Here is a 23,389-nt window from a genome sequence, read left to right as displayed (position 1 = left end):
TTTTTGTGGCAGATGCCATAGCTGCGCGATCATTCAGAACTTACCTTCTTCACGACGCTATAGCGCTGTAAAGTCTTTTGCCGAGCAAGATCATGCTGAACGATAGGCAGCGGATAATTTCTCCCAAGTGTGAGATTCGCTGCTGCCAGTGCCAGAGGCGGAGCGGTCCAAGGTGCATGGATATGCTTCGCGTTCAGCTGCGCCAGCTGTGGCAAGTAACGGCGAATGAACTTGCCTTCACTATCGAATTTTTCCGATTGGGTGATCGGATTGAAAATGCGGAAATAGGGTTGTGCATCACAGCCACTTGAGGCTGCCCATTGCCATCCACCGTTATTTGCGGCCAGATCAAAATCATTCAATTTGAGGGCAAAATAACGTTCACCCCAGCGCCAATCAATGCCTAAATCTTTGATTAAAAAACTCGCGACCACCATGCGAAGGCGGTTGTGCATATAACCTGTTTGATTCAGTTGAAGCATGGCGGCATCGACTAAGGGATAGCCGGTGCGTGCCTCGCACCATGCTTGAAACAAGGCTTCTGCTGCGGGACCTTGCTCCCATTGAATCGTGTCGTATTCGGGCTTAAAGGCACGCTCGACCACATGGGGATGGTGATGCAAGATCATGAAATAAAAATCACGCCACACGAGTTCTGACAGCCATACCGAGGCACCGAGGTTCTGGGCCGCGATGCGGGTCTGCCGTACCGCAAGGCTGACTAGATAGCGAATCGAGATGGTGCCGAAGCGCAAGTGTACCGATAAGTAGGAAGGTCCTTTGATCGACGGAAAGTCGCGCGTGTCAGCATAGCGATCGATGCGATTTTGGAAGTCTTCAATGAGATCCGAGGCGGCGCTCATACCACCTTTGAGTTTGAGCTGGCTCGGGTCGTCCTCATCGAGCTCATCAAATCCCATGCTGTTGAGGCTCGGTAGTTCGCGGTCCTCGAACGATGCAAGTGAGGCCTGGTACCGCGTAATCGGATAGGGCTTAAAGTAAAAGTCTGGGCCGCCTTCCGTTTCACTAGCGAGTTTCTTGAGCCAAGCATTCTTGTAGGGGGTGAATACGGAGAAGGCTTTGTTGGAGAGGCTTAGCACTTCATCTTCCTCAAAGATCACTTGGTCCTTATAGCTTGAGAATTGACGATGCTCTCGTGCAAGGCGTGCCTTCACAACTTCGTCGCGCAGTTTGGCATTGGGCTCGTAGTCTTTATTTGTAAAAACAGCATCAATTTCGAGTTCTTGGCAAAGGCTAGGGATCTCATTGAGTGGATCACCATAGCGAACAATCAGTTCACCGCCCATCTCACGCAATGCTTGGCGTAACTCGACAATACTTTGGTAAATGAACTGGACGCGTTTGTCGTCAGATGGAAGACTCAACAAAATACTGTGATCGAAAATAAAGCAGCAATAGCATTGTTCCGATTGCTTGAGCGCATGGTAGAGCGCGGCGTGATCGTAACTTCGAAGATCACGGCGAAACCATACCAAACTTCTTTTGAATAGTTTTGTCATTTTTTAATGTTTTTCTAATCTACGACGTCTTTTTTTGTGGATGCTTCGGGATTTTTCAATCTCTCAGGAAAAAGCTTCACTCACGATTTCCCTGTAATTCTGCCTGCTTTGAACAGTTTGACTGCCGAATGACTGCCTAATTAATGGTCTAAAAATGCTAAAATATCGGTATGAAGAAGCAAAAAAATATACATACTCCGGTCGATGAGTTTGATGATGAGTTCGAAGACGATGAGATCGAACTTTTCAGTGAAGCATTGTCAGACGAGCTCGATCAAACCATCAAGCTAAAATTCGGTTCAAGCGATGGTGATGAACCGGAACAGTCTTTGAATCTAAGCAATCATTTTTTGATTGCGATGCCCTCGATGCTCGATCCCGTTTTTGGCGGCACCGTGATTTATATCTGTGAACATAATTCACGCGGCGCGATGGGCATGGTCATTAATCGGCCAACGGATATGACGATCGCCGACTTGTTTGATCGTATTGATCTGCAGTTAGAAATTATTCCCAACTCCCATCCCTTTGGACAACGTCCCGTGATGTTCGGTGGCCCGGTGCAAAGTGATCGAGGATTTGTGTTGCACGCACCAGCAGGCAAGTACAGCTCTTCGCTGAAAGTGAGCGAGGAAGTTTGCTTTACGACTTCACGCGATATCTTAGAATCCTTGGCGGCGGGCGATGCTCCGCAACGACTCTTGCTGAGTATCGGTTATGCGGGCTGGAGTGCAGGGCAGTTGGAAAAAGAGATTCTCGCCAATGGCTGGTTGACCGTGCCGGCAGATGTCTCGATCATGTTCGATACGCCTATCGAAGAGCGTTTTGATGCAGCGATGAAGTTATTGGGCTTTGATCCTTTGATGTTGGCCAGTGTGGCGGGGCACGCTTAATGAGTGCTGGCCAAATTGTCGCGGAGGGCGCTGTACTCGCGTTCGATTTTGGTTTGAAACGGATTGGTGTCGCGGTCGGTAATACCATGTTGAAGCAGGCGCAAGCTCTGCAGATTATTAGTGCTGAAGCCAACACCGCAAAATTTGCCGCGATTGAAAGTTTGATCAGGGAGTGGCAGCCGGCATTATGCGTGGTTGGACTACCGATGCATCCTGATGGCACAGCGCATGAGATGACGACGCGTTGTCAACGTTTCGCTAATCAGTTACAAGGACGCTTTGGTATCAAGGTCGTCTTGGTTGATGAACGCTATTCCTCGGCGGTGCTGCATGCGAAGCAAGGCGAGCGGGTTGATGATCAATCTGCAGCGATTATCTTGCAGCAGTTTTTCGACCAAATGGATGTGCGAAGTTTATAGCGTTTGCAATGTAAGCGGCGCTTAATACAAAGAAATGATGGAGTTGCGAGCACTCCCAATAATGCTTGATCTGAAGAAGAGTAAAGATGAAAAATCCTCAGCTAAATAAACATGGTGAACTCCAGCATTTGTTGGGGATCGATGGCTTACCGAAAAAGATCATCACGCATATTCTCGATACGGCATCGACCTTTGTCGATATCGGTGAGCGTGAGCTGAAGAAAGTACCTTTGATGCACGGCAAGAGCGTGTTTAATCTGTTTTTTGAAAACTCAACACGCACACGGACGACATTTGAGATCGCAGCGAAACGATTGTCGGCTGATGTCATCAATCTCAACATCGCAGCGTCGTCGGCGAGCAAAGGCGAGTCTTTGTTGGATACCATCGACAACTTAGCCGCCATGCATGCCGATATGTTTGTTGTGCGTCATGCGACTTCCGGTGCGCCATTCATGATCGCTCAGCATTTGAACGATACCAAGCAACATCATGTGCATGTGGTCAACGCAGGCGATGGACGCCACGAGCATCCGACTCAAGGTTTGCTCGATATGTACACCATTCGCCATTACAAAAAAGATTTCGCCAACCTCACGGTGGCGATTGTCGGCGACGTCTTGCATTCGCGCGTAGCACGTTCAGATATTCATGCACTGACGACCTTGGGTGCCGCTGAAGTTCGCGTGATTGGTCCACGTACTTTGCTGCCGAGTGGTTTGGAACAAATGGGTGTGCGCGTGTTCACGGACATGAATGCCGGCTTGAAAGACGTCGACGTGATTATCATGTTGCGCTTGCAGAACGAACGTATGAGCGGCGCTTTGCTGCCATCGACCCAAGAATACTTTAAGCAATATGGTCTGACGCCAGAGCGTTTAGCCTTGGCAAAATCCGATGCCATCGTGATGCATCCGGGGCCTATGAATCGTGGCGTAGAAATCGATTCTGCCGTAGCCGATGGACCGCAAGCGGTGATCCTCTCGCAGGTCACGTTTGGTATCGCCGTGCGTATGGCAGTCATGAGTATCGTGTCGGGCAGTAAGGCCTAAGTCGATTGCATCTAAGTTTATTGAGAAAGCGACAGAATGAATCTTCATATTTCTAACGGCCGTGTGATTGATCCTGCGAGTGGCACAGACGCGGTACAAGATATCTTTATCGTTGGTGGCAAAATTCAAGCGATCGGCAGCGCACCAGACGGTTTCAAAGCAGAGCAAGTGATTGATGCCAGTGGCAAAGTCGTTGTGCCAGGTCTGGTCGATCTCAGCGCACGTTTGCGTGAGCCTGGTTTCGAATACAAAGCGACTTTGGAATCGGAACTGCAAGCGGCGATGCGTGGCGGTGTGACGAGTTTGGTGTGTCCGCCCGATACCGATCCTGTGTTGGATGAATCGGGCTTGGTCGAAATGCTCAAGCAGCGCGCAAAGATGCAAGCGAAAGCCTATGTCTATCCTTTAGGTGCTCTGACCACTGGCCTGAAGGGCGAAAACTTGACCGAGATGGCAGCTTTGACGGAAGCCGGTTGCGTCGGTTTTTCTCAAGCAGAAGTGGCGATTGTTGACACCAATGTTTTACAACGCGCCTTGTCCTATGCTGCGACTTTTGGTTACACCGTTTGGCTGCGTCCACAAGACGCATTTATCGGTAAAGGTGGTGTGGCGCACAGCGGTCCTCTGGCATCACGCTTGGGCCTCTCTGGCGTGCCAGTGATGGCAGAAACGATTGCCCTGCATACTCTTTTTGAATTGATGCGCGCCACGGGTGCCAAAGTGCATTTGTGCCGTGTTTCTTCTGCCGCTGGTTTGGAATTGATCCGTCAAGCGAAGCGCGAAGGCTTGGCACTGACTTGTGATGTGGGAGTACACCACGTGCATTTGACCGACAATGACATCGGCTATTTCGATTCGAATGCGCGCCTTACGCCACCGCTGCGTAGCCAACGTGATCGGGATGCGATCTTGGCGGGTTTAGCTGATGGCACCATCGATGCCATTTGTTCCGATCACACGCCGGTTGATGATGATGAAAAAGCCTTGCCGTTTGCTGAGGCATCACCGGGCGCGACGGGTTTAGAATTGTTGTTATCGCTCGCGGTGAAATGGTCCGAGGATAGCCGTGGTGCGATTAGTTTGTCGCAAGCTTTGGCGAAGATCTCTGCTGATCCAGCCAAGCTGATCGGTATCAAGGCTGGCAAAATCGAAGTCGGAGCGAGTGCAGATATTTGTATTTTTGATGCCAATGAACGCTGGTCCGTTACACGCGACAGTTTGGTGAGCCAAGGTAAGCACACGCCATTCCTCGGCTACGAATTGCCCGGTGTAGTGAAGACCACCATCGTTCAAGGTCGTATCGCTTACAGCAGCTAAGTTCAGCGCCGATGAGGAGCAATTCATTTGCATCCTCTTCGGTAGTGCTGGAATCAGTTCTTTTTAAACTCTATTTGATCTCATCCATTCGCCGGTGTCGCATGCCTCAATTTCGTTTGTTTCGTGTCCTGTTGCATGTTTTCGTCGGCGTGGTGACTTGCGCGTTTGTGTTTCCGTTTAGTGGGAACGAAAAGCGCGCGGCAATTGTGAAGCGCTGGTCGCTTGGTCTTCTGCGCTTATGCCAAGTCGAAGTGCACATCATCGATAAGAGCGGTGAATCTGATTTGCCCCATGCGCTGATTGTCGCCAATCATGTGTCGTGGATGGATATTTTTGTGATCAACTCGTGGCAGGCATGTCACTTTGTGGCGAAGTCGGATATCCGCAGTTGGCCCATCGCAGGGTGGCTGAGCGCACAAGCTGGAACGATTTTTCTGGCGCGCGGCAAACAGCGCGAGGTGCGCCGCATCTATGAAGGTCTCGTGCACGAATTACGCGATCAAAAGCCGATTGCTTTTTTTCCAGAAGGGACGACCGCGGCACAAGGGCAACTCTTACCGTTTCACGCCAATCTCTTTGAGGCTGCAATTGAAGCGGAAGTACCAGTGTTACCGTTTGCGATTCGTTACCTCGACGCCAATGGAGAATTTCACCCCGCAGCCGATTTCATTGGCGAAATGACTTTCGCCGAAAGCATGAAATTAATTCTGCGCGCTGGTGGTATGCGTGCCGAATTGATTCGTCTACCAATGATCTCCACTGAAGGCGCGCATCGTCGTGAAGTGGCGCAGCAGGCGAGAGAATCGGTGGCAGGTGCTTTAGGCGTACAAGCCCACGGTTGATATCTTTGACTTAAGAGTTTTGATTTGAGTATCCAAATTTGGGGACCTCAAAACGGTGCAAATTGCTGAGGGCTTTGCACTTGAATTAGCAGTCGATCGGAAATGCGTACGGCGCTTAATTGTCCACCCCAAACGCAGCCGGTATCGAGGCTGATGAGATTGTCTTTGAGTACCAATCCCAAGGTAGACCAGTGGCCAAATACGATGGTGTGATCGAGAGTCTGCCTTTGCGCAAGCTCGAACCAAGGATGTAGATGCGCTGGTGCTTGACCGCTACCTTCCTTGATGCTGAAGTCCATGCGGCCGGATTCATCACAGAAACGTAAGCGCGTTAGTGCATTGATGATGCAGCGTTGGCGCGCTATGCCAGTGCGATCATCAGACCACAACGCAGGCTCGTTGCCATACATATCGCGCAGCAAACTGACAAAGTGTTCGCTCTGGAGTGATTGCTCAATTTCTTGGGCGTAGCTCAGGCATTGTTGCGCCGTCCATTGAGGTAAAATACCCGCATGTACCAGTAAATGTTGCGTATCAATCGCGAGTGCGAGAGGACGATGTCTTAACCAGTGCAGTAGCTCGTCGCGATCGGGTGCTTCTAAAATTTCGCTTAGCGTGTCGGAGGTATGGGCCTTACGGACGCCGTAGGCAACAGCCAATAAATTCAGATCGTGATTACCTAAAACGCTCTCAGCGCGTGTGCCTAGAGCGCGGACATAACGCAAGACTTCTAAAGACTTTGGGCCGCGATTGATCAAGTCACCGGCAAACAAGAGTCTTGCCTTTGGACTGATGTCATCGATCTTTTGTACTAAATCGCGTAACTGATCGTAGCAACCCTGAACATCGCCGATCACGAACACGTCCTTGTGAGTTTCAGGGACGATGTGCGTGTTCTGTTCCGATTTGTGGTCCGATTTCAATTTGCTAGTGGCGATGATATTGTCACTCATTGTTCAGAGACGCTGGCTTGGTGTTTGATGGTGTACGCGGAACTTCAGGCTCTCGTACTAGTGTTCGGCGCCCATACGCTTGGCTTCCGCTTTGCTGAGCAGCGCTTGTTGTTTCTCTTGCTCACGTAAACTTGGCGTCATCATAGTTGGCCAACCAATCAAATGTTGCTCTGTGATTTCAGCCAAAGCACGTAATCCATCTGGGGATTCATTCAAACATTCGATGTAATTGAAAGTCTTGCCACCCGCCGTTAAAAAGGCTTGACGCACTTCCATCGCAATTTCCTCCAATGTCTCTAAGCAGTCAGCCAAGAAGCCAGGGCACACGACATCAATTCGTTTGACACCTTGTTTTGCGAGCGCTTCGACGGTGGGCTCGGTATAGGGTTGCAACCATTCCGCACGACCCAGACGTGATTGGAAAGTGACCACGTAATCTTCTTTGCCTATACCTAACTGCTCTGCGAGCAATCGTGCTGTTTTGTAGCATTCGCAATGATAGGGATCGCCACGCATTAGGAAGGCTTTCGGCAAACCATGGAAACTCATCACCAGTTTCTCTGGGCGGCCATTGCTTTCCCACGACTTCAAGATGGAGGTTTTTAAAGCGCGAATATAGGCAGGGTGGTCGTGGTAATTTTTGATAAAACGAAGCTCAGGAATATTGCGAGTCTGCTGATAATGCGCGGTTACCGCATCGAAATTCGAAGCAGTTGTGGTGGCGGAATATTGCGGGTAAGCCGGCAGGATTAAGATGCGTTCATAACCATCGGCTTTTAGTTGCGACAATACGTCGGGAATCGATGGCGAGCCGTAGCGCATCGCGTACGTGACATGCACTTCGTGGCCGCGTTCACCGAGATAACCTTTGAGCAGTGTCGCTTGTTTTTTCGTGTGCAACAGCAATGGTGAACCTTCATTGGTCCAGATCGACGCGTATTTTGCGGCGGAGGATTTTGAGCGGAATGGCAGGATGATGAGATTCAAGATCATCCACCAAACTGGTCGCGGAATTTCTACTACGCGTTGATCCCATAAGAACTGCTTGAGGTATTTGCGTAGTGCCGCCGGTGTCGGCGCATCAGGTGTGCCAAGGTTGATGAGGACAACTGCAGTCTTCACTAATTTGCCGTGTGTGTAGTCAGGTTCTTTTAGAAAAGCCATGATGTTTGTTTATCTCAAAGATGAATGAGTTGAGCTAAAGAAGCACGCTTTAGATTCATAATGCGAGCAATTCGCGCGCATGTTTGCGAGTGGTGGCCGTAATCTCGATACCTCCGAGCATGCGAGCGATTTCTTCCACTCTTTGTTTTTGATCGAGTGCGGCAATGTGTGAGGTGGTTTTGCCATCGTCTTGTGATTTACTGACCTCGAAGTGGTGATTTGCTTGACTGGCGACCTGCGGCAAGTGAGTGACGCATAACACTTGGCGGTCTTGGCCTAAGCGTTTCAATAAACGCCCGACCACTTCGGCCACACCACCACCAATGCCGCTGTCGACTTCATCGAAAATTAAAGTCGGCGTTGCGGTGGCGGCGGAAGCGATGACGGAAATCGCTAAGGAGATACGCGCTAATTCACCACCTGAGGCGACTTTGGCAAGTGGACGCGCTTGTACGCCAGCATGACCAGCGACCATAAATTCTACTTGTTCGAGGCCGGTGCTAGAGGCGTCGCAAGGAGTAAGTTCAACCGCAAATCGACCGCCAGCCATGCTTAAATCTTGCATCGCCATGCTGACTGCTTGACTCAAGTCACGAGCCACAATTTGGCGCTTCGCCGTCAGTGCTTGCGCCGCTTTCAGATACTGCTGATAGGCGGCTTGCTCTTGCTGCTTAAGCCCTTCGATGTCAGAGGCGCCTGCTAGTTGTTGCAATTGAGCTTGGAGGCGTTGCAGTTCTTCCAGTAACTGTTCCGGTGCGACATGAAAGCGGCGGGCCGTGCTATGCAGGCTTTCAACTCTGTCTTCGACCGTCCGCAAACGAGCTGGATCAAGGTCGACGCGTCCTAAATAATCGTTCAAGGCATACGAGCATTCTTGGAGATTGATGCGTGCTGATTCTAGGGCTTCCGTGATCGGTTTGAGTTGGGTGTCGTATTGCTCGAGTTTTCCTAGTTTTTGCAGCAAGCTGGAAACTTGTGAAATCAAAGGATGATCGTCTTCGCTAATCGCGTTGGCGGCTTCTTGCGCGCCTTCGAGCAAGCTCGCGGCATGCGCTAAACGACTATGCTCAAGTGTGATTTTTTCCCATTCACCGGCGCGCAATTGTAGTTTTTCGAGCTCGCCAACTTGCCATTCCAAACGCTCACGTTCCTGCAAGATATTCTTTGCATTGAGTTCGAATTCTTCGCGTTGTTTGGCGAGATTACGCCACTGTTTGTAGAGTTTGCTGACGTCGGCAGTTTGGCTTTGTAGGCCGCCTTGTTGGTCGAGCAGAACGCGTTGGGCATCGCTTTTCAGCAGCGACTGGTGTGCGTGTTGGCCATGTATGTCGACCAAAAACTCACCGAGTTCGCGCAGTTGACTCGCATTCGCGGTAATGCCGTTGATATAGGCTTTCGAACGCCCGGCATTGTCGATCACGCGACGCACTAGAAGATGCGCATCGTCACTGGCCAAATCGTTTTCTGCCAGCCAAGCCTGAGTTTCTGCATTCACACTAAATTCTGCCGTGATATCAGCTTTGGATGCACCTTCGCGCACCATGCTGGCATCGCCGCGACCACCTAATGTCAGCGCCAGTGCATCAATCAGGATAGATTTACCAGCACCGGTTTCGCCGGTGAAGACAGTAAAGCCAGAAGAAAATTCGAGTTCGATGTGATCGACGATAACAAAGTCACGAATAGCCAAAGTACGCAGCATAGATGGTCTCGAAAACACGTCCAATAAAACCCCTATTTTAACTCAGGCTGAATCCTCAGGTGCGGAAATACAGGAGCATTTCCTAGCGACATTTTCGGTGCAATTCTTTGTGCTAGTCGACCACTTCAATTGCAGTTTTATTGCTGCAATTTCCTAGCAACTGCTGCAATGGGTGGGGGCTCTTGTTGAGCCGGTTGGAAAGGCGTTTAGTTCAACGCACCTTCGACCGAGGGATATTCGTTCCAATGCAGTTTTTCACGCAGTGTGTGGTAGTAATTCCACGTTTCCGGATGCAGGAAGGTGATCTTGTGCGCTGAGCGACTGATGATGATTTGGTCGCCGTGATTGAGATTAGCAAAGGATTGCATATCAAAGTTGACGCTGGCATCACGTCCACCAACCATTTCGACCTTGACCACGCTGGTCTCTGGCAAAACGATAGGACGATTCGATAAAGCATGCGGTGCAATCGGAACCATCGCGATACCGCCGAGGGCGGGGTGTAGGATGGGGCCGCCTGCTGAGAGGGCGTAGGCTGTTGATCCGGTGGGCGTCGACACGATCAGGCCGTCGGAGCGTTGGTTGTACATGAAATGATCATCTACGTCGACCCGCAATTCAATCATGCCCGAACCAGCGCCGCGCGACAGAACGATGTCGTTGAAAGCGACACCACTAAAAATTTGTTCGCCATCGCGCACGACAATCGCTTGTAGCAAGCAGCGTTGCTCAGCGATGTGCTTGCCTTCCAAAATTTTGCTCACGGCGGCGATCATTTGATCACGCGGAATGTCGGTAATGAAACCGAGGCGGCCCTGGTTGATGCCAATTAAGGGTACGTCATACGGTGCCAGCTGGCGGGCAATACCCAGCATGGTACCGTCACCACCTAAGACCACGGCGACATCAGCGTTGCGACCAATGTCGAGAATGGACATGGAGTTGTGCGCCATCAAATCAAGATTGTGGGCCGAATCATTGTCGAACACGACGCTATGACCCGCATCGGATAGAAAACGAGCTAGTTCGTTGAGCGAGTCGCCCATGCCGACAGCATTATATTTTCCAATCAGTGCGATGGTTTTACCAGAACTAGTCATAGAGCTCGTAGATGGTCGTGAAGGCTTAAGGTTACACTATTTTGCAGGCCGCGCTAGGGACTTTCGTGCTTGGCTGCGGTGCTAGGTAGGAAATAATAGTATTCAGTGTTGCGCAGATAGCCCAATGACTTGTATAAAGCTTGTGCACCATGGTTGTCGTGGGCGGTTTCGAGGAAGAGGCCTTTGGCTCCATCTTGGGCGGCGAAATCGCGGGCGGCATTCATTAGAGCTTGGGCGACGCCACGTCGGCGAGCTTTGGCGTCAACAAATAAGTCGTTGAGTATCCATAGTCGTTGTGCTGAGACCGAGGAAAAACTCGGATAGAGCTGGACAAATCCTAAGCCTGCCTCCCTGCCTCCTTCACTTCCTTGCGTAGGATCCAACGCCAAAAAAATCACCGACTGTTTGGCTTCTATGCGTTCACGTAGAAAATGTTCCGCCAAACGCAGATTGGACGCTTGTTGGTAAAACACTCGATATGCATCGAACAAGGGCGCGAGGATGCTGAGATGTTGGAGTTCAGCGCGAACAATGGAAATGGTCATAGTGGGGCGATGTGGAATTGAAATAAGCCAAGAAGTCTTGCAGGAAGCTCGCTCCGATGATAGCGAAGTTCTCTATAATGCGAGAGTTTGCAAAATGTTAGCACGGCTGGGAACTGGAGGGGGATCTGACTTGTTTTGATCCGATTTCCTCCCTACATTTTTTGAACTCGCTTCTTTTTGCGTTTTTTTACTTCTTCATCAGTCGTCTCATGAAAACTATTCTTATTGCAGGTGCTGGAATTGCAGGCTTAGCGAGCGCAATTCACCTGCATCGCCAAGGTCATCAGGTGACGGTGTATGAGCATGTGGCTGATCCGACGCCAGTTGGCGCAGGCATTTTGCTGCAGCCGAGCGGACAAGCCCAATTGGCACGCTTAGGATTGCTGGAGCAAGTCGAGAGCCTTGCTGCGCGTGTACAGAGTTTGCAAGGGTATTCTGGCACATGGTGCACTTTGGATTTGCATTATCAAGATGTTGATCCTACGTGGTATGGGCTTGGCGTTCATCGAGCGAATTTGCATGCAGTGCTGTGGAATGCAGCGCGTGAATTGGGGATCACGATCTATACCGGCACGGCGATTGAAAGCTTTCAACAAGATGCGCAAGCAGTCATTGTCGATGTTAAACATGGTACTCACTCTGAGTTTTTGAGAGCTGATGCGCTTGTGATCGCCAACGGTACTCGTTCCCATCTGCGTGAATTATTGCCCATCGTGCAGTCCTATCGTCCTTATCCTTGGGGTGCTTTTTGGTCGGTCTTGGATGTGGAACAGTGGGACTTTCCTGATATCCTGATGCAGCATTATCGCGGCGCGGCGATCATGGCGGGGATGCTGCCAACGGGGCGCAATCCCGGTACAGGAAAGACCTGCTACTCATTGTTTTGGAGTTTGCCGCGTGCCCAGTTTTCGCTCTATCAAGAACAAGGATGGCCGGGGCTGATTCGGCGCATCGAACAAGTATGGCCAGAAGTCGCACAGATACTGGCTCAACAGCATCCAGCCATCTCTAGCGATGCAGTTTCCTATCAAGCTCTTGGGAAGTCCATTGCGATTGCAGAGTATGCCGATGTTCGCCTGAAAGCCTACCATCACCAGCGTGTTGTTGTCTTAGGTGATGCGGCTCACGCAATGAGTCCACAGCTAGGGCAGGGCGCGAATATGGCCTTGATTGATGCCGCGGTTTTAGCTGAGTGCCTAGGAGCGCATGGCGATGTGGTATCAGCATTCGAACAATTTACCGCGCGTCGGCGGCGCCATATGGCTTATTATCAAATGGCGAGTAAGTGGATGACGCCGCTGTATCAATCACATTATCCAATTGGCTTCATGCGCGACCTCGGCACCAGTTTGGGGCGACGCATTCCATTTTTGTATAAGCAGTACTTATTGACCTTGTGCGGTGCCAAGCAAGGGCTGTTTGATTGGCAGGCAAAGCAAGATGCGCTTTGATGAAGACGGCTGCTTGCACTCGATGATGAAACTATTTTGCCCTGGTAATGAATGAAAGCAATGAGAGAAAGCAATGAGGAGCGGCAATGATGGAAATTAAGGCGATAGTCTTTGATCTTGATGATACTTTGTGGCCATTGCGACCCTTGATCGCCGCCGCTGAAAAGCATTTGTATGATTGGCTCGTGCAGCAGCTGCCCAGCATTGGGGAACGCGAGACTGTCGAGAGTTTGCGTGCTCGGCGCATGGAGTTGATCCCACAAGATCCACGTTTTTCCTACGACCTTTGGGCCTTACGTCATGCTGCTTTAACTGAACTGCTGGTCGAGCATCAAGCTGATCAAGCCTTGGCCGATCATGGGATGCAAGTGTTTGCCCATGCGCGTAATCAAGTGAGCCTATTTGATGAAGTGCAGGAGTCCCTTGCCTTTCTACAGCAACATCTGCCATTGGCGACGATCTCAAATGGCTTTGCAGATTTGAAAGCGATCGGTTTGCAATCACATTTTCAGTTCAGTTTGGCGGCACATGAGGTCGGTTGCGCCAAGCCTGATCGCCGTATTTTTCAAGAGGCTTTAGATCGCTTGCAACTGCCCGCAGAGCAGGTCTTGTATGTTGGCGATGATTTAAGACTTGATGTCGAAGGTGCACAGGCTTTGGGGATGCGCGCTGCTTGGATGAATCGGTATAGAATAGATCTAGAAGAGACAGCGCACGCCCATGTTAAACCTGATTTGATTGTGCACGATTTACATCCATTGAAATCGCTCGTAAAGTGACAATATCTTGAGGTGGAGCGGCGAGGATGGCTAATGGAACAGATTCGCGTCAGTCGGAAAACCTCGCAGCGCGAATGACATTTTTTGCAAAAAGTAGAGTGTATGCATTTAGATAGACGTGCTCAGACTTTGTTGAAGGCTTTGGTTGAACGTTATATTGCAGACGGTCAGCCGGTCGGCTCACGTGAGCTCTCAAAAATTTCTGGCTTGGAGTTGTCGCCAGCGACAATTCGTAATGTGATGTCGGATCTCGAAGAGATGGGCTTCGTCGCGAGTCCACATACATCGGCCGGACGTATTCCAACGCCGCGTGGTTATCGGGTCTTTGTCGACCAGCTCTTGACCGTGCAAGAAATCGACGAAAGCCTTCTGCAAAATGCCTTGGGGCAAAGTCCTCACTCCTCGATTATCACGGGCTCCCCGCAAAAAATTATCGCCAACGCCGCGCAAGTGTTGTCTTCGCTCTCGCAGTTTGCGGGCGTGGTGATGAGTGCGCGCCAAGAGTCGATTTTTAAACAAGTTGAGTTTTTGCGCCTGTCTGAGAAACGTATCTTATTGGTGGTCGTTGCACCGAACGATGAAGTGCATAATCGTCTTTTGTTGACGGATGTAGATTATTCGCCATCACAGTTGGTACAGGCCGCAAATTATCTCAACCAGCATTTTGCGGGGCAAAGTTTTGAACAGGCGCGGATGAGCATTCACCATGAAATGCGGACACTGCAAAGTGATATGAATCGCTTGATGTGTGCTGCAGTCGACGCTGGCAGTGAGGCGATGGCGGAGAAAACGGAAGATATGGTCATTTCCGGCGAGAGAAATTTGCTGAATGTGAGCGAATTGTCATCGAATATGACGTCTTTACGACGCATGTTTGATCTATTCGAACAAAAAAGTGGTTTAATGCAACTATTGGATGTTTCCTGTAATGCCTCAGGTGTGAGAATATTCATAGGTGGCGAGTCACAATTGGTGCCCATGGAAGAAATGAGCGTGGTGACAGCTCCTTATGAAGTCAATGGCAAGATTGTGGGAACGCTCGGTGTGATTGGGCCAACTCGTATGGCATATGAGCGCGTGATTCCGATTGTCGACATTACTGCAAAGTTACTGTCAAACGCGCTCAATCACTAGGTAGTAGGTAGGTTTGGTCGTCGTGCTTTTTTCTGAAACTCAGAACTGGTAAAAGAATATGGCAGAAAACAAGGACATTTCAGTACTGATCGTTGATGATAACGATATGACGCGTGAGACTTTGCGCGTGATCTTGCGGCATGAAGTGTATAACGTAGTGGGCGAGGCTCTTGATGGCGATAGCGCTTTAGAAATGGCGACACGTCTCAAGCCTGACATTATTTTGCTCGATGTAGTGATGCCAAAGGTCAGCGGAATTGAAGCGCTTAAGAGTATTCGTATGGTGATGCCAGATGTAATGATCTTGATGGTGACCGCGAATAAAGACCAAGATACGGTCTCTGAAGCAGTCAAAGGTGGTATTAGCGGTTACATCATCAAACCATTCAATGCCAAGAAAGTATTGGACACCATACAAAGCGTCGCTAATAAAGTTCGGGCGGCTCGTGCCCAAGCTGCAGGCTAAATACCAGAGAACTGCAGCCGTCGATTGAAGTCCTTACGGCTGCTGGTGTTTTTATTTTGTCTTACGGTTTTCGCAGTTCACTTTCGTGCAATTTCCGTACAGAGCGAGGGCGTGTTCGGCGATCTTGAATCCACGCTCGCTAGCGATATCGTGCTGGCGTTTTTCAATTTGCTCGTCAAAAAACTCTTCAACTTTGCCACAATCAAGGCATACCAAATGATCATGGTGTGAGCCTTCATTGAGTTCAAAAACCGCCTTGCCGCTCTCGAAATGATTGCGGTGCAAAAGTCCCGCCTGCTCAAATTGAGTTAAGACTCGATATACGGTAGCTAGACCAACATCCATGTTTTCCGTTAATAAAATCTTGTAGACGTCCTCAGCGGTCAAGTGTCGAACGACGCTATTTTGGAAAATTTCTAAGATTTTAAGACGTGGTAAGGTCGCTTTCAGGCCGCTAGCTTTGAGGTCTGGAGAGTTATTTGTCATGTTTTCAGTCAAAATTAGGCGAAGTGCTTTATGATATCGGCTTTTAAAGCCTCGATTGGATTTTCGATATCTTATCTGATCTGGGTCGTTTCGACAGTAGTACTATCAAACTGAGGTTGTTCATGCGATTGTTTAGTGTTAAGAAAATAGTGTTGGCCGGGAGTTTGGCGTTGCCATTCTTGTTGTCCGCGTGTTCCAGTGCTCCGAAACAGGCAGTAAGCAGCGATGCAAGCGCAGGTACACAGGTGATCAAACCTTCAACATTTGATCAGTTTTTAGGCATTATTTCGCCTTATCGCATCACGATTCAGCAAGGCAACTTTGTATCTGAAGAAATGGCAAGTCAACTCAAAGAGGGGATGACGCGCGAGCAGGTACGTTTTATCTTGGGCACAGCTCTGCTCACGGATATGTTTCATGAAGACCGCTGGGATTACCCATTTCGCTTGCAAAAGCCAAATGGCGAAGTGATCACAAGTAAATTGGCGATTCATTTCAAGAACAATACGGTTGAGAAATTCGAACGCGGTGTATTGCCAACAGAAAAAGAATATTTGGCACAAATTACAACGGCGGCGGTGGCGGTTCGCAATGAAAATATGACGCCAACCGAACCACAAAAGAAAAAATAAGACTAAAGAGCTGAGAAGAGTTGACTATGGCAGCAATGAAAATCGCTGTGGCTGGTGCATCGGGCCGCATGGGGAAAATGTTGGTCGAAACTATTTTGGCCGCTGAAGATGCTGAGTTGGTAGGGGCATTAGATATCGCGCAATCACCAGCGCTTGGTAGCGATCCTGGTGTTAGTTTGGGTAAAGATACCGGTGTCAAAATCGAATCCGATCTTTCTGTGGGTTTAGCAAACGCAGAGTACTTTATCGATTTCACGCGTCCAGAAGGCACCCTACATCATTTGGAATACTGTGCTGCGCATGGCATCAAAATGATTATTGGTACGACCGGTTTTGATGATGTGGGTAAGGCGGCGATTGCCAAAGCAGCTGAAAAAACCGCAATTGTGTTTGCACCGAACATGAGTGTGGGCGTGAACGTCACCATGAAGTTGCTGGAGATGGCCGCGAAGAGTTTTTCTCATGGTTACGATATTGAAATTATCGAAGCCCATCATCGTCATAAGGTCGATGCACCCTCTGGTACTGCGCTCAAAATGGGTGAAGTGATTGCCGATGCGATTGGGCGTGATCTCAACGAAGTTGGCGTGTTTGCCCGTGAAGGTGTGACTGGCGAACGTGATCCGTCTTCCATTGGTTTCGCGACGATACGTGGAGGCGATATCGTTGGTGATCATACTGTATTGTTTGCCGGTATTGGTGAGCGTGTTGAAATTACCCATAAATCTTCGAGCCGTGTGACCTACGCCCATGGAAGTTTGCGTGCAGCGCGTTTTTTGGCCAACAAACAAATGGGCCTCTACGATATGTATGATGTTTTGGGTTTGCGATAAATTCGCAGCTCGATCAGCGTAATTTCGGTGGAGTTTCACTGGTGCGCTGAAGTTTCTGTCCTTTTTTATTCTCTTTTTTTGATGCTTGCGAGATAGCGCAAATTCTAAGGGTAGTACATGCCAGTTTCTATTTCTCAGTATTGGGCGCAATTGGATGAAATGGGGCGCGCGGTTGCCTTCCTTCTGATTGCAATGTCTTTCGTCAGTTGGTTCACGATTTTTGCGAAGTCATGGGTGTTTTGGCGCATCCGTCGTTCCGCTCCCGATGTCAATCGATTTTGGGATGGCGCGACCATGGAAGACGCCATCATGACACTCGAGTTAGTCGATGTTGAGCGCGTCTTTGTGCCCATGGTCAAAGCGGGAGTATCTGCGGTGAATAGCGAGCGTCGCGTGACGACCATGATGCACAAAGCAGATACCGCCGACATCATGACGCGTGTGCTGCGGCAGGAGATGAACAAAATTACGGTGCGTTTGGAATCTGGCTTGACGCTCTTGGCGTCGATCGGTGCGACGGCACCTTTCATAGGTTTGCTCGGTACCGTATGGGGTATTTATCACGCTTTAACAGCCGTGTCGGGTAGCGCTGCGATTCAAATTGATTTGGTGGCGGGGCCAGTTGGCGAGGCGCTGGTCATGACAGGCTTGGGATTGATGGTGGCGATTCCAGCAGTCTTGGCGTATAACGCATTCAATCGCATTAATCGTATCACTTTGGCAGAGCTCGATGGCTTTGCTTATGATCTGCATACCCACTTGAGCAAGTCTGCATCATAGGATTCGAATTATGGCATTCGGACATTTCAATGGTATCGGCGGACGCTCTGGTAAGCCTTTGCATACCATGTCTGAAATCAATGTCACGCCCATGGTCGATGTGATGTTGGTCTTGCTCGTGATCTTCATTATCGCAGCCCCTTTGTTGAATCACGCGGTAAAACTCGATTTACCTCAAGCGAACGCAGAAGTCTTGGTGAAGCAAGCGAATATGGTCAGCATTTCATTTGCCGCCGATGGTAAGTTGTATTGGGACGCGGAGCTGGTCGATTTCGATAATCTCGAACAGCGCCTCGCAGCAGCCGCAAAACTTCCCGCACAACCGGAATTTGTTTTGCGAGCCGATAAAGACACTCGGTTCGAGTTGATCGCCAAAGTCATGGCGAGCGCCCAGACCTTGGGTTTGACTAAAGTCGGATTTGCCACTAGCCCGAACAGTTCAGGCAAATCGACTGAGTTAAAAAAGCAAGCTGAAAAGTCAGGCAAGTAGTAGGCAGAATAGAGAATCTCTGCACAAACTTGCTGCTCAAGCTCCTCATCAGAACCACGACAAACATGCCATTTACACGGATTTTGCTCAATACTCCGCGGTAAAGGCACTTTCTCCCTGATTTTCAGCTGTTTTAGTGCTCGATTTTTAGCGGCTAGACACGCTTTCGCCGTATAATCGAAGGTTCGAATTTCCCTCTGTACGCTGACTTTTGTTGAGTTTTTTACTCTAGTCCGAAAGTAGGGCGCAAGCCTTGAGCAAAACACCGCTCTGTTAGCCAAAGAATATTGAGATTACCAATTCATTTTGACATTAACGCGCAGATCCCTCGGGAGAACGCACTTCATTTGTAAAACGTCATGCAAGAAAAATATAGCCCAGCCGAAGTTGAACAAGCCGCCCAACAACATTGGAATAGCTCCAATGCTTTCAAAACGGTAGAAAACGATCCACGCTTCCCCAAAGGGAAGTATTACGCCTGTTCCATGTTGCCATACCCATCGGGCAAATTGCACATGGGCCACGTACGTAATTACACCATCAACGATATGTTGGCGCGTCAGCTGCGCATGAAGGGCTACAACGTTTTGATGCCGATGGGCTGGGATGCTTTTGGTTTGCCGGCTGAGAATGCAGCGATCGCTTACAAGAAGTCTCCAGCAGAATGGACTTACGCCAATATCGAAGACATGAAATCGCAAATGCAACCGCTGGGCTTGGCATTCGATTGGTCACGTGAAGTTGCCACCTGCGATCCAGAATACTATCGTTGGAATCAATGGTTGTTCTTGAAGATGCTGGAAAAAGGTATCGCCTACAAAAAAACGCAAATCGTCAACTGGGATCCGATTGATCAAACTGTGTTGGCGAATGAGCAGGTGATCGATGGTCGCGGCTGGCGTTCTGGTGCGATCGTTGAGAAGCGCGAAATTCCAGGTTACTACTTCGGTATTACGCAGTACGCAGAGGAATTGTTGTCCAGTATTGATCAACTCGATGGCTGGCCAGATCAAGTGCGTACGATGCAACGCAACTGGATTGGCAAGAGCGAAGGCGTCCGTTTTGCGTTTAGCCATGACATCAAAGATGAGAGCGGCGCCTTGATTCAAGACGGCAAAATGTACGTGTTTACAACGCGTCCAGACACCATCATGGGTGTGACATTCTGCGCTGTGGCAGCGGAACATCCACTGGCCACCGTGGCGGCGAAATCGAATCCACTGTTGGCAGCGTTTATTGAAGAGTGCAAAGCAGGTGGTACGACTGAAGCCGAGTTGGCGACCAAGGAAAAAGAAGGTTTGCCGACAGGTTTGTTCGTGACACATCCTTTGACTGGCGAACAAGTTGAAGTGTGGGTCGGCAATTATGTCTTGATGACTTACGGCGATGGCGCCGTGATGGGTGTTCCAGCACATGACGAACGTGATTTTGCGTTTGCGAAAAAGTATGGCATCGCAATCAAGCAAGTGGTGGCGGTAGAAGGTGAAAGCTTCAGCACGGATGCTTGGGCTGAATGGTATGGCGATAAACAAAAATGCGTGACCGTTAATTCCGGCAAATACGATGGCTTGAGCTACAAAGCCGCTGTAGATGCGGTTGCAGCGGACTTGGCTGCTAAAGGCGTCGGCGAAAAGAAAACCACATGGCGCTTGCGCGATTGGGGTATTTCTCGCCAACGTTATTGGGGTACGCCAATCCCTATCATTCATTGCGATGATTGCGGCGACGTGCCTGTACCTTATGAAGACTTGCCAGTGGTCTTGCCAACTGAATGTATTCCTGACGGTTCTGGCAATCCTTTGAAAACACATGCAGGCTTCTTGAATGTGCCTTGCCCGAAATGCGGTAAGCCAGCGCATCGCGAAACCGACACCATGGATACCTTCGTTGATTCGAGTTGGTATTTCATGCGCTATACCTGCCCAGATGCGAAGACCATGGTCGATGAGCGCAACGATTATTGGATGGCAATGGACCAATACATCGGCGGCGTTGAACACGCGGTCTTGCACTTGTTGTATGCGCGTTTCTGGACGAAAGCAATGCGCGATATGGGCTTAGTCAAAATTGATGAGCCATTCAAGAATTTGTTCACGCAAGGGATGTTGTTGAATGAGTCCTTCTATCGTGAAGACGAAAGCGGTAAAAAAGTTTGGTTCTATCCGAATGAAGTCGAAGTCAAGCATGATGAAAAAGGTCGTCCGATTTCTGCTAGTTTGAAGAGCGATGGACAGCCAGTACAAATGGGCGGCATTGAGAAGATGTCGAAGTCCAAGAACAATGTGGTTGAGCCGAAAGACATCATCAGTCAGTTTGGTGCTGATACGGCGCGTTTGTTCACCATGTTCGCGGGCCCTCCAGATCAAAGTGCTGCATGGAGTAGTAGTGGTGTGGAAGGCGCATCGCGTTACCTGCGTCGCTTGTGGGCAACCGCTTTGAAATTTGCACCGAGCATTGCGGCAGGTGCCAGCCCAGCGGCGAGCTATGCTGCCGATGTGAAAGCCTTGCGTTTTGAAGTGCACAGCACTTTGAAACAAATCGATGGTGACTACGATCGTTTGCAGTACAACACGGTGGTGTCAGGCGCGATGAAATTGTTGAATACGATTGAATCGTTCAAGTCGGAAGCAGATGGTTCTGCGCAAGCGATGCGCGAAGCGTTCGGTATCTTATTGCGTGCTTTGTATCCAGTGTGCCCACATATCACACACGCCTTGTGGCGAGACTTGGGTTATGTCGCGCAATTCGGTGAGATCATCGATGCCGCATGGCCACAAGTGGATGATGCCGCCTTGGTGCAAGATGAAATTGAATTGATGGTGCAGGTGAATGGCAAACTGCGCGGTAGTATCAAAGTCGCGAAAGATGCCGATAAGGCGACCATTGAAGCGGCCGCTGTCGCGAACGAAAGTGCAGCACGTTTCATCGAAGGTACGCCGAAGAAGATCATCATCGTGCCAGGTAAGTTAGTGAATATCGTTGCTTAAATTTTGCCTAAGCTACCGAAGTTGTCCAAGGTGCTTCAGGCGCTAAAGTTCCTTATTTTGCTCGGCACCACCGATGTCGAGCAAACCTAAGATACAGTAGGGCTTTGGCACCATTGCGCTGCTGATGATGACGAAGTAAACGTTCATTGTGTACAAGTTTTATTCAATTGAAAACCGTAGGAAAACATCCATGAATCTGCAAGGCTTATTGAAAACCATCGCGGGCCTCGCCTTAGTACTCAGTATGAGTGCTTGCGGTTTTGCGTTGCGTGGTGCAGTGAGTTTTCCGTTTCAAAGCATTTATGTTGGCTTGCCAGATAATTCGGCGCTAGGCGGTGAACTCAAACGCCATTTGCGCGCCAATGGTAAAACCGAAGTAAGTAGCGAAGCGACGCAAGCGGATGTGGTTTTAGATGTGCTTGGTGAAACGCGTGACAAGACAATTCTGTCTTTGAACAGCCAAGGCCGTGTGCGTGAATTTAATTTGATCTACAACTTAAAATTCCGAGTGCGCGATAAAGCCGGGCGCGAAGTATTAACGCCCACGACAATTAGTTTGAAGCGTAATCTCAGCTTTAAAGAAAACGAAGTATTGGCGAAAGAAGCGGAAGAAGCATTGTTATATCGCGATATGCAGTCAGAAATCGTGCAGCAGATTATGCGTCGCTTAGCTTTGATTCGAATGGATCAAGCAGCGAATAATACCAATAAGACCAGCGATAACAACGGCTAGTTTCGAAAAAAATACTAAATAGCCGACAAGACTTTATTGAACACAGCTCATATTTGAAACCACCATGCAGTTACGCTACGACGCCATTGATGCTCATCTCGCTAAAGGCTTAGCAGCGATCTATGTCATTTCAAGTGACGAGCATTTGTTGGTACAAGAAACGGCAGACAAGATTCGCAAGGTCGCGCGTGAACAAGGATTCTTGGAGCGCGAAGTATTGACGGTGGAGCGTTACTTTAAGTGGGGTGAGCTGCTCGCCGCGAATCAATCGCAATCGCTGTTTGGTGATAAGAAATTGATTGATGTTCGTATTCCGTCGGGGAAGCCCGGCAAAGATGGTGGCGCAGCTTTACAAGAGTACGTGCGCGATTTATCGCCTGATAACATCACTCTCATTACGCTACCCAAATTAGATTGGGCGACGCAAAAAGCAGCGTGGGTGACCATGTTGCAGCAAGCAGCGGTGTACATCGATATCCCTTTAATCGAACGTGCCGTGCTGCCGAACTGGATTGGGCAGCGCTTAGGTGCACAAGGGCAGAGTGCAGACCGCCAAAGTTTGGAATTTATTGCAGATCGCGTCGAAGGAAATTTGCTCGCGGCGCATCAAGAAATTCAAAAGCTGGGCTTATTGCATCCACAAGGGAAATTGAGTTTTGAGGTGATTCACGACGCAGTTTTGAATGTCGCGCGTTACGATGTTTTTAAACTCAATGAGGCGATGTTGACCGGTGATGTCGCGCGCCTGGTCCGCATGTTGGAAGGGCTCAAAGGCGAGGGTGAAGCATTACCCTTGGTCTTATGGGCCATGGCCGAAGAACTGCGTACCTTACTCAAATTAAAATCGGGCGTTGCACAAGGACGCCCACTTGGTGCCTTACTGAAAGAGTATCGCATCTGGGGACCACGCGAGAAACTGATGGAGCCTGCCTTGCGCCGCGTCAGTTTGGCGGCCCTACAAGCAGCCTTACAAGACGCTGCTCAAGTCGACAAAATGGTGAAAGGTTTGCGTGCACCGAAGTTCGGCGGCGACGCTTGGGATGCCTTGTTGCAGTTGGGTTTGCGCGTCGCTAAAGCAAATTGAGAATTAGAGAATTCGCTCGTCTGGTTA

At 49.6% G+C, this 23,389-nt stretch carries 23 protein-coding genes; 16 read left to right on the top strand and 7 right to left on the bottom strand.

All coding sequences use genetic code 11. The features are described 5' to 3' along the window. Positions 1-29 precede the first annotated feature (29 nt). Positions 30-1,520, bottom strand: coding sequence for a cryptochrome/photolyase family protein (locus tag RF679_RS12385; RefSeq protein WP_309480943.1), 1,491 nt, complete (start codon positions 1,518-1,520; stop codon positions 30-32). A gap of 170 nt (positions 1,521-1,690) precedes the next feature. Between RF679_RS12385 and RF679_RS12380 the strand changes: the two genes are divergently transcribed. The 5 genes from RF679_RS12380 to RF679_RS12360 all read left to right on the top strand — a co-directional run bounded on the left by RF679_RS12380 (position 1,691) and on the right by RF679_RS12360 (position 6,043). Then, positions 1,691-2,413 (top strand): YqgE/AlgH family protein, encoded by a 723-nt coding sequence (locus RF679_RS12380; RefSeq protein WP_309480942.1) that lies wholly within the window; start codon positions 1,691-1,693, stop codon positions 2,411-2,413. Beyond that, positions 2,413-2,832, top strand: a complete 420-nt coding sequence (gene ruvX / locus RF679_RS12375) for a Holliday junction resolvase RuvX (RefSeq protein WP_309480941.1) — start codon at positions 2,413-2,415, stop codon at positions 2,830-2,832. The genes RF679_RS12380 and ruvX overlap by 1 nt, the downstream gene beginning before the upstream one ends. An 86-nt stretch (positions 2,833-2,918) precedes the next feature. Then, positions 2,919-3,884, top strand: coding sequence for an aspartate carbamoyltransferase catalytic subunit (locus tag RF679_RS12370; RefSeq protein ID WP_309480940.1), 966 nt, complete (start codon positions 2,919-2,921; stop codon positions 3,882-3,884). Positions 3,885-3,920: 36 nt separating this feature from the next. After that, complete coding sequence (locus RF679_RS12365) at positions 3,921-5,201, top strand: dihydroorotase (RefSeq protein ID WP_309480939.1); 1,281 nt, start codon at positions 3,921-3,923, stop codon at positions 5,199-5,201. A 101-nt stretch (positions 5,202-5,302) separates the two neighbouring features. Beyond that, positions 5,303-6,043 carry a lysophospholipid acyltransferase family protein gene (locus RF679_RS12360; protein WP_309480938.1) on the top strand — a complete coding sequence of 247 codons (741 nt, stop codon included), beginning with the start codon at positions 5,303-5,305 and terminating at the stop codon, positions 6,041-6,043. A gap of 47 nt (positions 6,044-6,090) precedes the next feature. Here RF679_RS12360 and RF679_RS12355 read toward each other — a convergent pair whose 3' ends face one another. From RF679_RS12355 to RF679_RS12335, 5 genes are all read right to left on the bottom strand, one after another. Continuing rightward, positions 6,091-6,996 carry a symmetrical bis(5'-nucleosyl)-tetraphosphatase gene (locus tag RF679_RS12355; RefSeq protein WP_309480937.1) on the bottom strand — a complete coding sequence of 302 codons (906 nt, stop codon included), beginning with the start codon at positions 6,994-6,996 and terminating at the stop codon, positions 6,091-6,093. A gap of 57 nt (positions 6,997-7,053) precedes the next feature. Further along, on the bottom strand, positions 7,054-8,160 hold the full coding sequence (gene hemH, locus RF679_RS12350; protein ID WP_309480936.1) for a ferrochelatase: 1,107 nt from the start codon (positions 8,158-8,160) through the stop codon (positions 7,054-7,056). A 55-nt stretch (positions 8,161-8,215) separates the two neighbouring features. Next, positions 8,216-9,862 (bottom strand): DNA repair protein RecN, encoded by a 1,647-nt coding sequence (gene recN, locus RF679_RS12345; protein ID WP_309480935.1) that lies wholly within the window; start codon positions 9,860-9,862, stop codon positions 8,216-8,218. A gap of 206 nt (positions 9,863-10,068) precedes the next feature. Continuing rightward, complete coding sequence (locus RF679_RS12340) at positions 10,069-10,962, bottom strand: NAD kinase (protein ID WP_309480934.1); 894 nt, start codon at positions 10,960-10,962, stop codon at positions 10,069-10,071. A 53-nt stretch (positions 10,963-11,015) separates the two neighbouring features. Next, a complete protein-coding gene (locus tag RF679_RS12335; protein ID WP_309480933.1) occupies positions 11,016-11,507 on the bottom strand; it encodes a GNAT family N-acetyltransferase in 492 nt (163 codons plus the stop codon). Positions 11,508-11,716: 209 nt separating this feature from the next. Between RF679_RS12335 and RF679_RS12330 the strand changes: the two genes are divergently transcribed. The 4 genes from RF679_RS12330 (at position 11,717) to RF679_RS12315 (ending at position 15,337) form a co-directional block, all read left to right on the top strand. Further along, entirely contained in the window at positions 11,717-12,958 is a 1,242-nt protein-coding gene (locus tag RF679_RS12330) for an FAD-dependent oxidoreductase (RefSeq protein ID WP_309480932.1), read from the top strand. Positions 12,959-13,044: 86 nt separating this feature from the next. Next, complete coding sequence (locus RF679_RS12325; protein ID WP_309480931.1) at positions 13,045-13,737, top strand: HAD family hydrolase; 693 nt, start codon at positions 13,045-13,047, stop codon at positions 13,735-13,737. A gap of 102 nt (positions 13,738-13,839) precedes the next feature. Then, positions 13,840-14,871, top strand: coding sequence for a heat-inducible transcriptional repressor HrcA (gene hrcA, locus RF679_RS12320; protein ID WP_309480930.1), 1,032 nt, complete (start codon positions 13,840-13,842; stop codon positions 14,869-14,871). A gap of 58 nt (positions 14,872-14,929) precedes the next feature. After that, positions 14,930-15,337 (top strand): response regulator, encoded by a 408-nt coding sequence (locus RF679_RS12315; protein WP_309480929.1) that lies wholly within the window; start codon positions 14,930-14,932, stop codon positions 15,335-15,337. A gap of 51 nt (positions 15,338-15,388) precedes the next feature. On the opposite strand, the gene fur is transcribed toward RF679_RS12315, so the two are convergent. Beyond that, the gene (fur, locus tag RF679_RS12310) at positions 15,389-15,823 is read right to left on the bottom strand and encodes a ferric iron uptake transcriptional regulator (RefSeq protein WP_309480928.1); all 435 of its coding nucleotides are present in this window, start codon (positions 15,821-15,823) and stop codon (positions 15,389-15,391) included. A gap of 122 nt (positions 15,824-15,945) precedes the next feature. Here fur and RF679_RS12305 point away from each other — a divergent pair, with 122 nt between their 5' ends. The 7 genes from RF679_RS12305 to holA all read left to right on the top strand — a co-directional run bounded on the left by RF679_RS12305 (position 15,946) and on the right by holA (position 23,362). After that, a complete protein-coding gene (locus RF679_RS12305; protein ID WP_309480927.1) occupies positions 15,946-16,455 on the top strand; it encodes an outer membrane protein assembly factor BamE in 510 nt (169 codons plus the stop codon). A 26-nt stretch (positions 16,456-16,481) separates the two neighbouring features. Continuing rightward, complete coding sequence (gene dapB, locus RF679_RS12300) at positions 16,482-17,288, top strand: 4-hydroxy-tetrahydrodipicolinate reductase (protein WP_309480926.1); 807 nt, start codon at positions 16,482-16,484, stop codon at positions 17,286-17,288. 117 nt (positions 17,289-17,405) lie between these two features. Further along, positions 17,406-18,068, top strand: coding sequence for a MotA/TolQ/ExbB proton channel family protein (locus tag RF679_RS12295; RefSeq protein WP_309480925.1), 663 nt, complete (start codon positions 17,406-17,408; stop codon positions 18,066-18,068). Positions 18,069-18,078: 10 nt separating this feature from the next. Further along, positions 18,079-18,558, top strand: coding sequence for an ExbD/TolR family protein (locus RF679_RS12290; RefSeq protein WP_309480924.1), 480 nt, complete (start codon positions 18,079-18,081; stop codon positions 18,556-18,558). A gap of 359 nt (positions 18,559-18,917) precedes the next feature. Beyond that, positions 18,918-21,545: a leucine--tRNA ligase gene (leuS, locus tag RF679_RS12285; protein WP_309480923.1), complete on the top strand. Its 2,628-nt coding sequence runs from the start codon at positions 18,918-18,920 to the stop codon at positions 21,543-21,545. 190 nt (positions 21,546-21,735) lie between these two features. Then, entirely contained in the window at positions 21,736-22,278 is a 543-nt protein-coding gene (locus RF679_RS12280) for an LPS-assembly lipoprotein LptE (RefSeq protein ID WP_309480922.1), read from the top strand. A gap of 64 nt (positions 22,279-22,342) precedes the next feature. After that, complete coding sequence (holA, locus tag RF679_RS12275) at positions 22,343-23,362, top strand: DNA polymerase III subunit delta (protein ID WP_309480921.1); 1,020 nt, start codon at positions 22,343-22,345, stop codon at positions 23,360-23,362. Positions 23,363-23,389: the final 27 nt, after the last annotated feature.

The sequence above is a fragment of the Undibacterium cyanobacteriorum genome (assembly GCF_031326225.1).
GTDB lineage: Bacteria > Pseudomonadota > Gammaproteobacteria > Burkholderiales > Burkholderiaceae_D > Undibacterium > Undibacterium cyanobacteriorum.
This window is presented reverse-complemented; position numbering and strand designations above follow the sequence as displayed.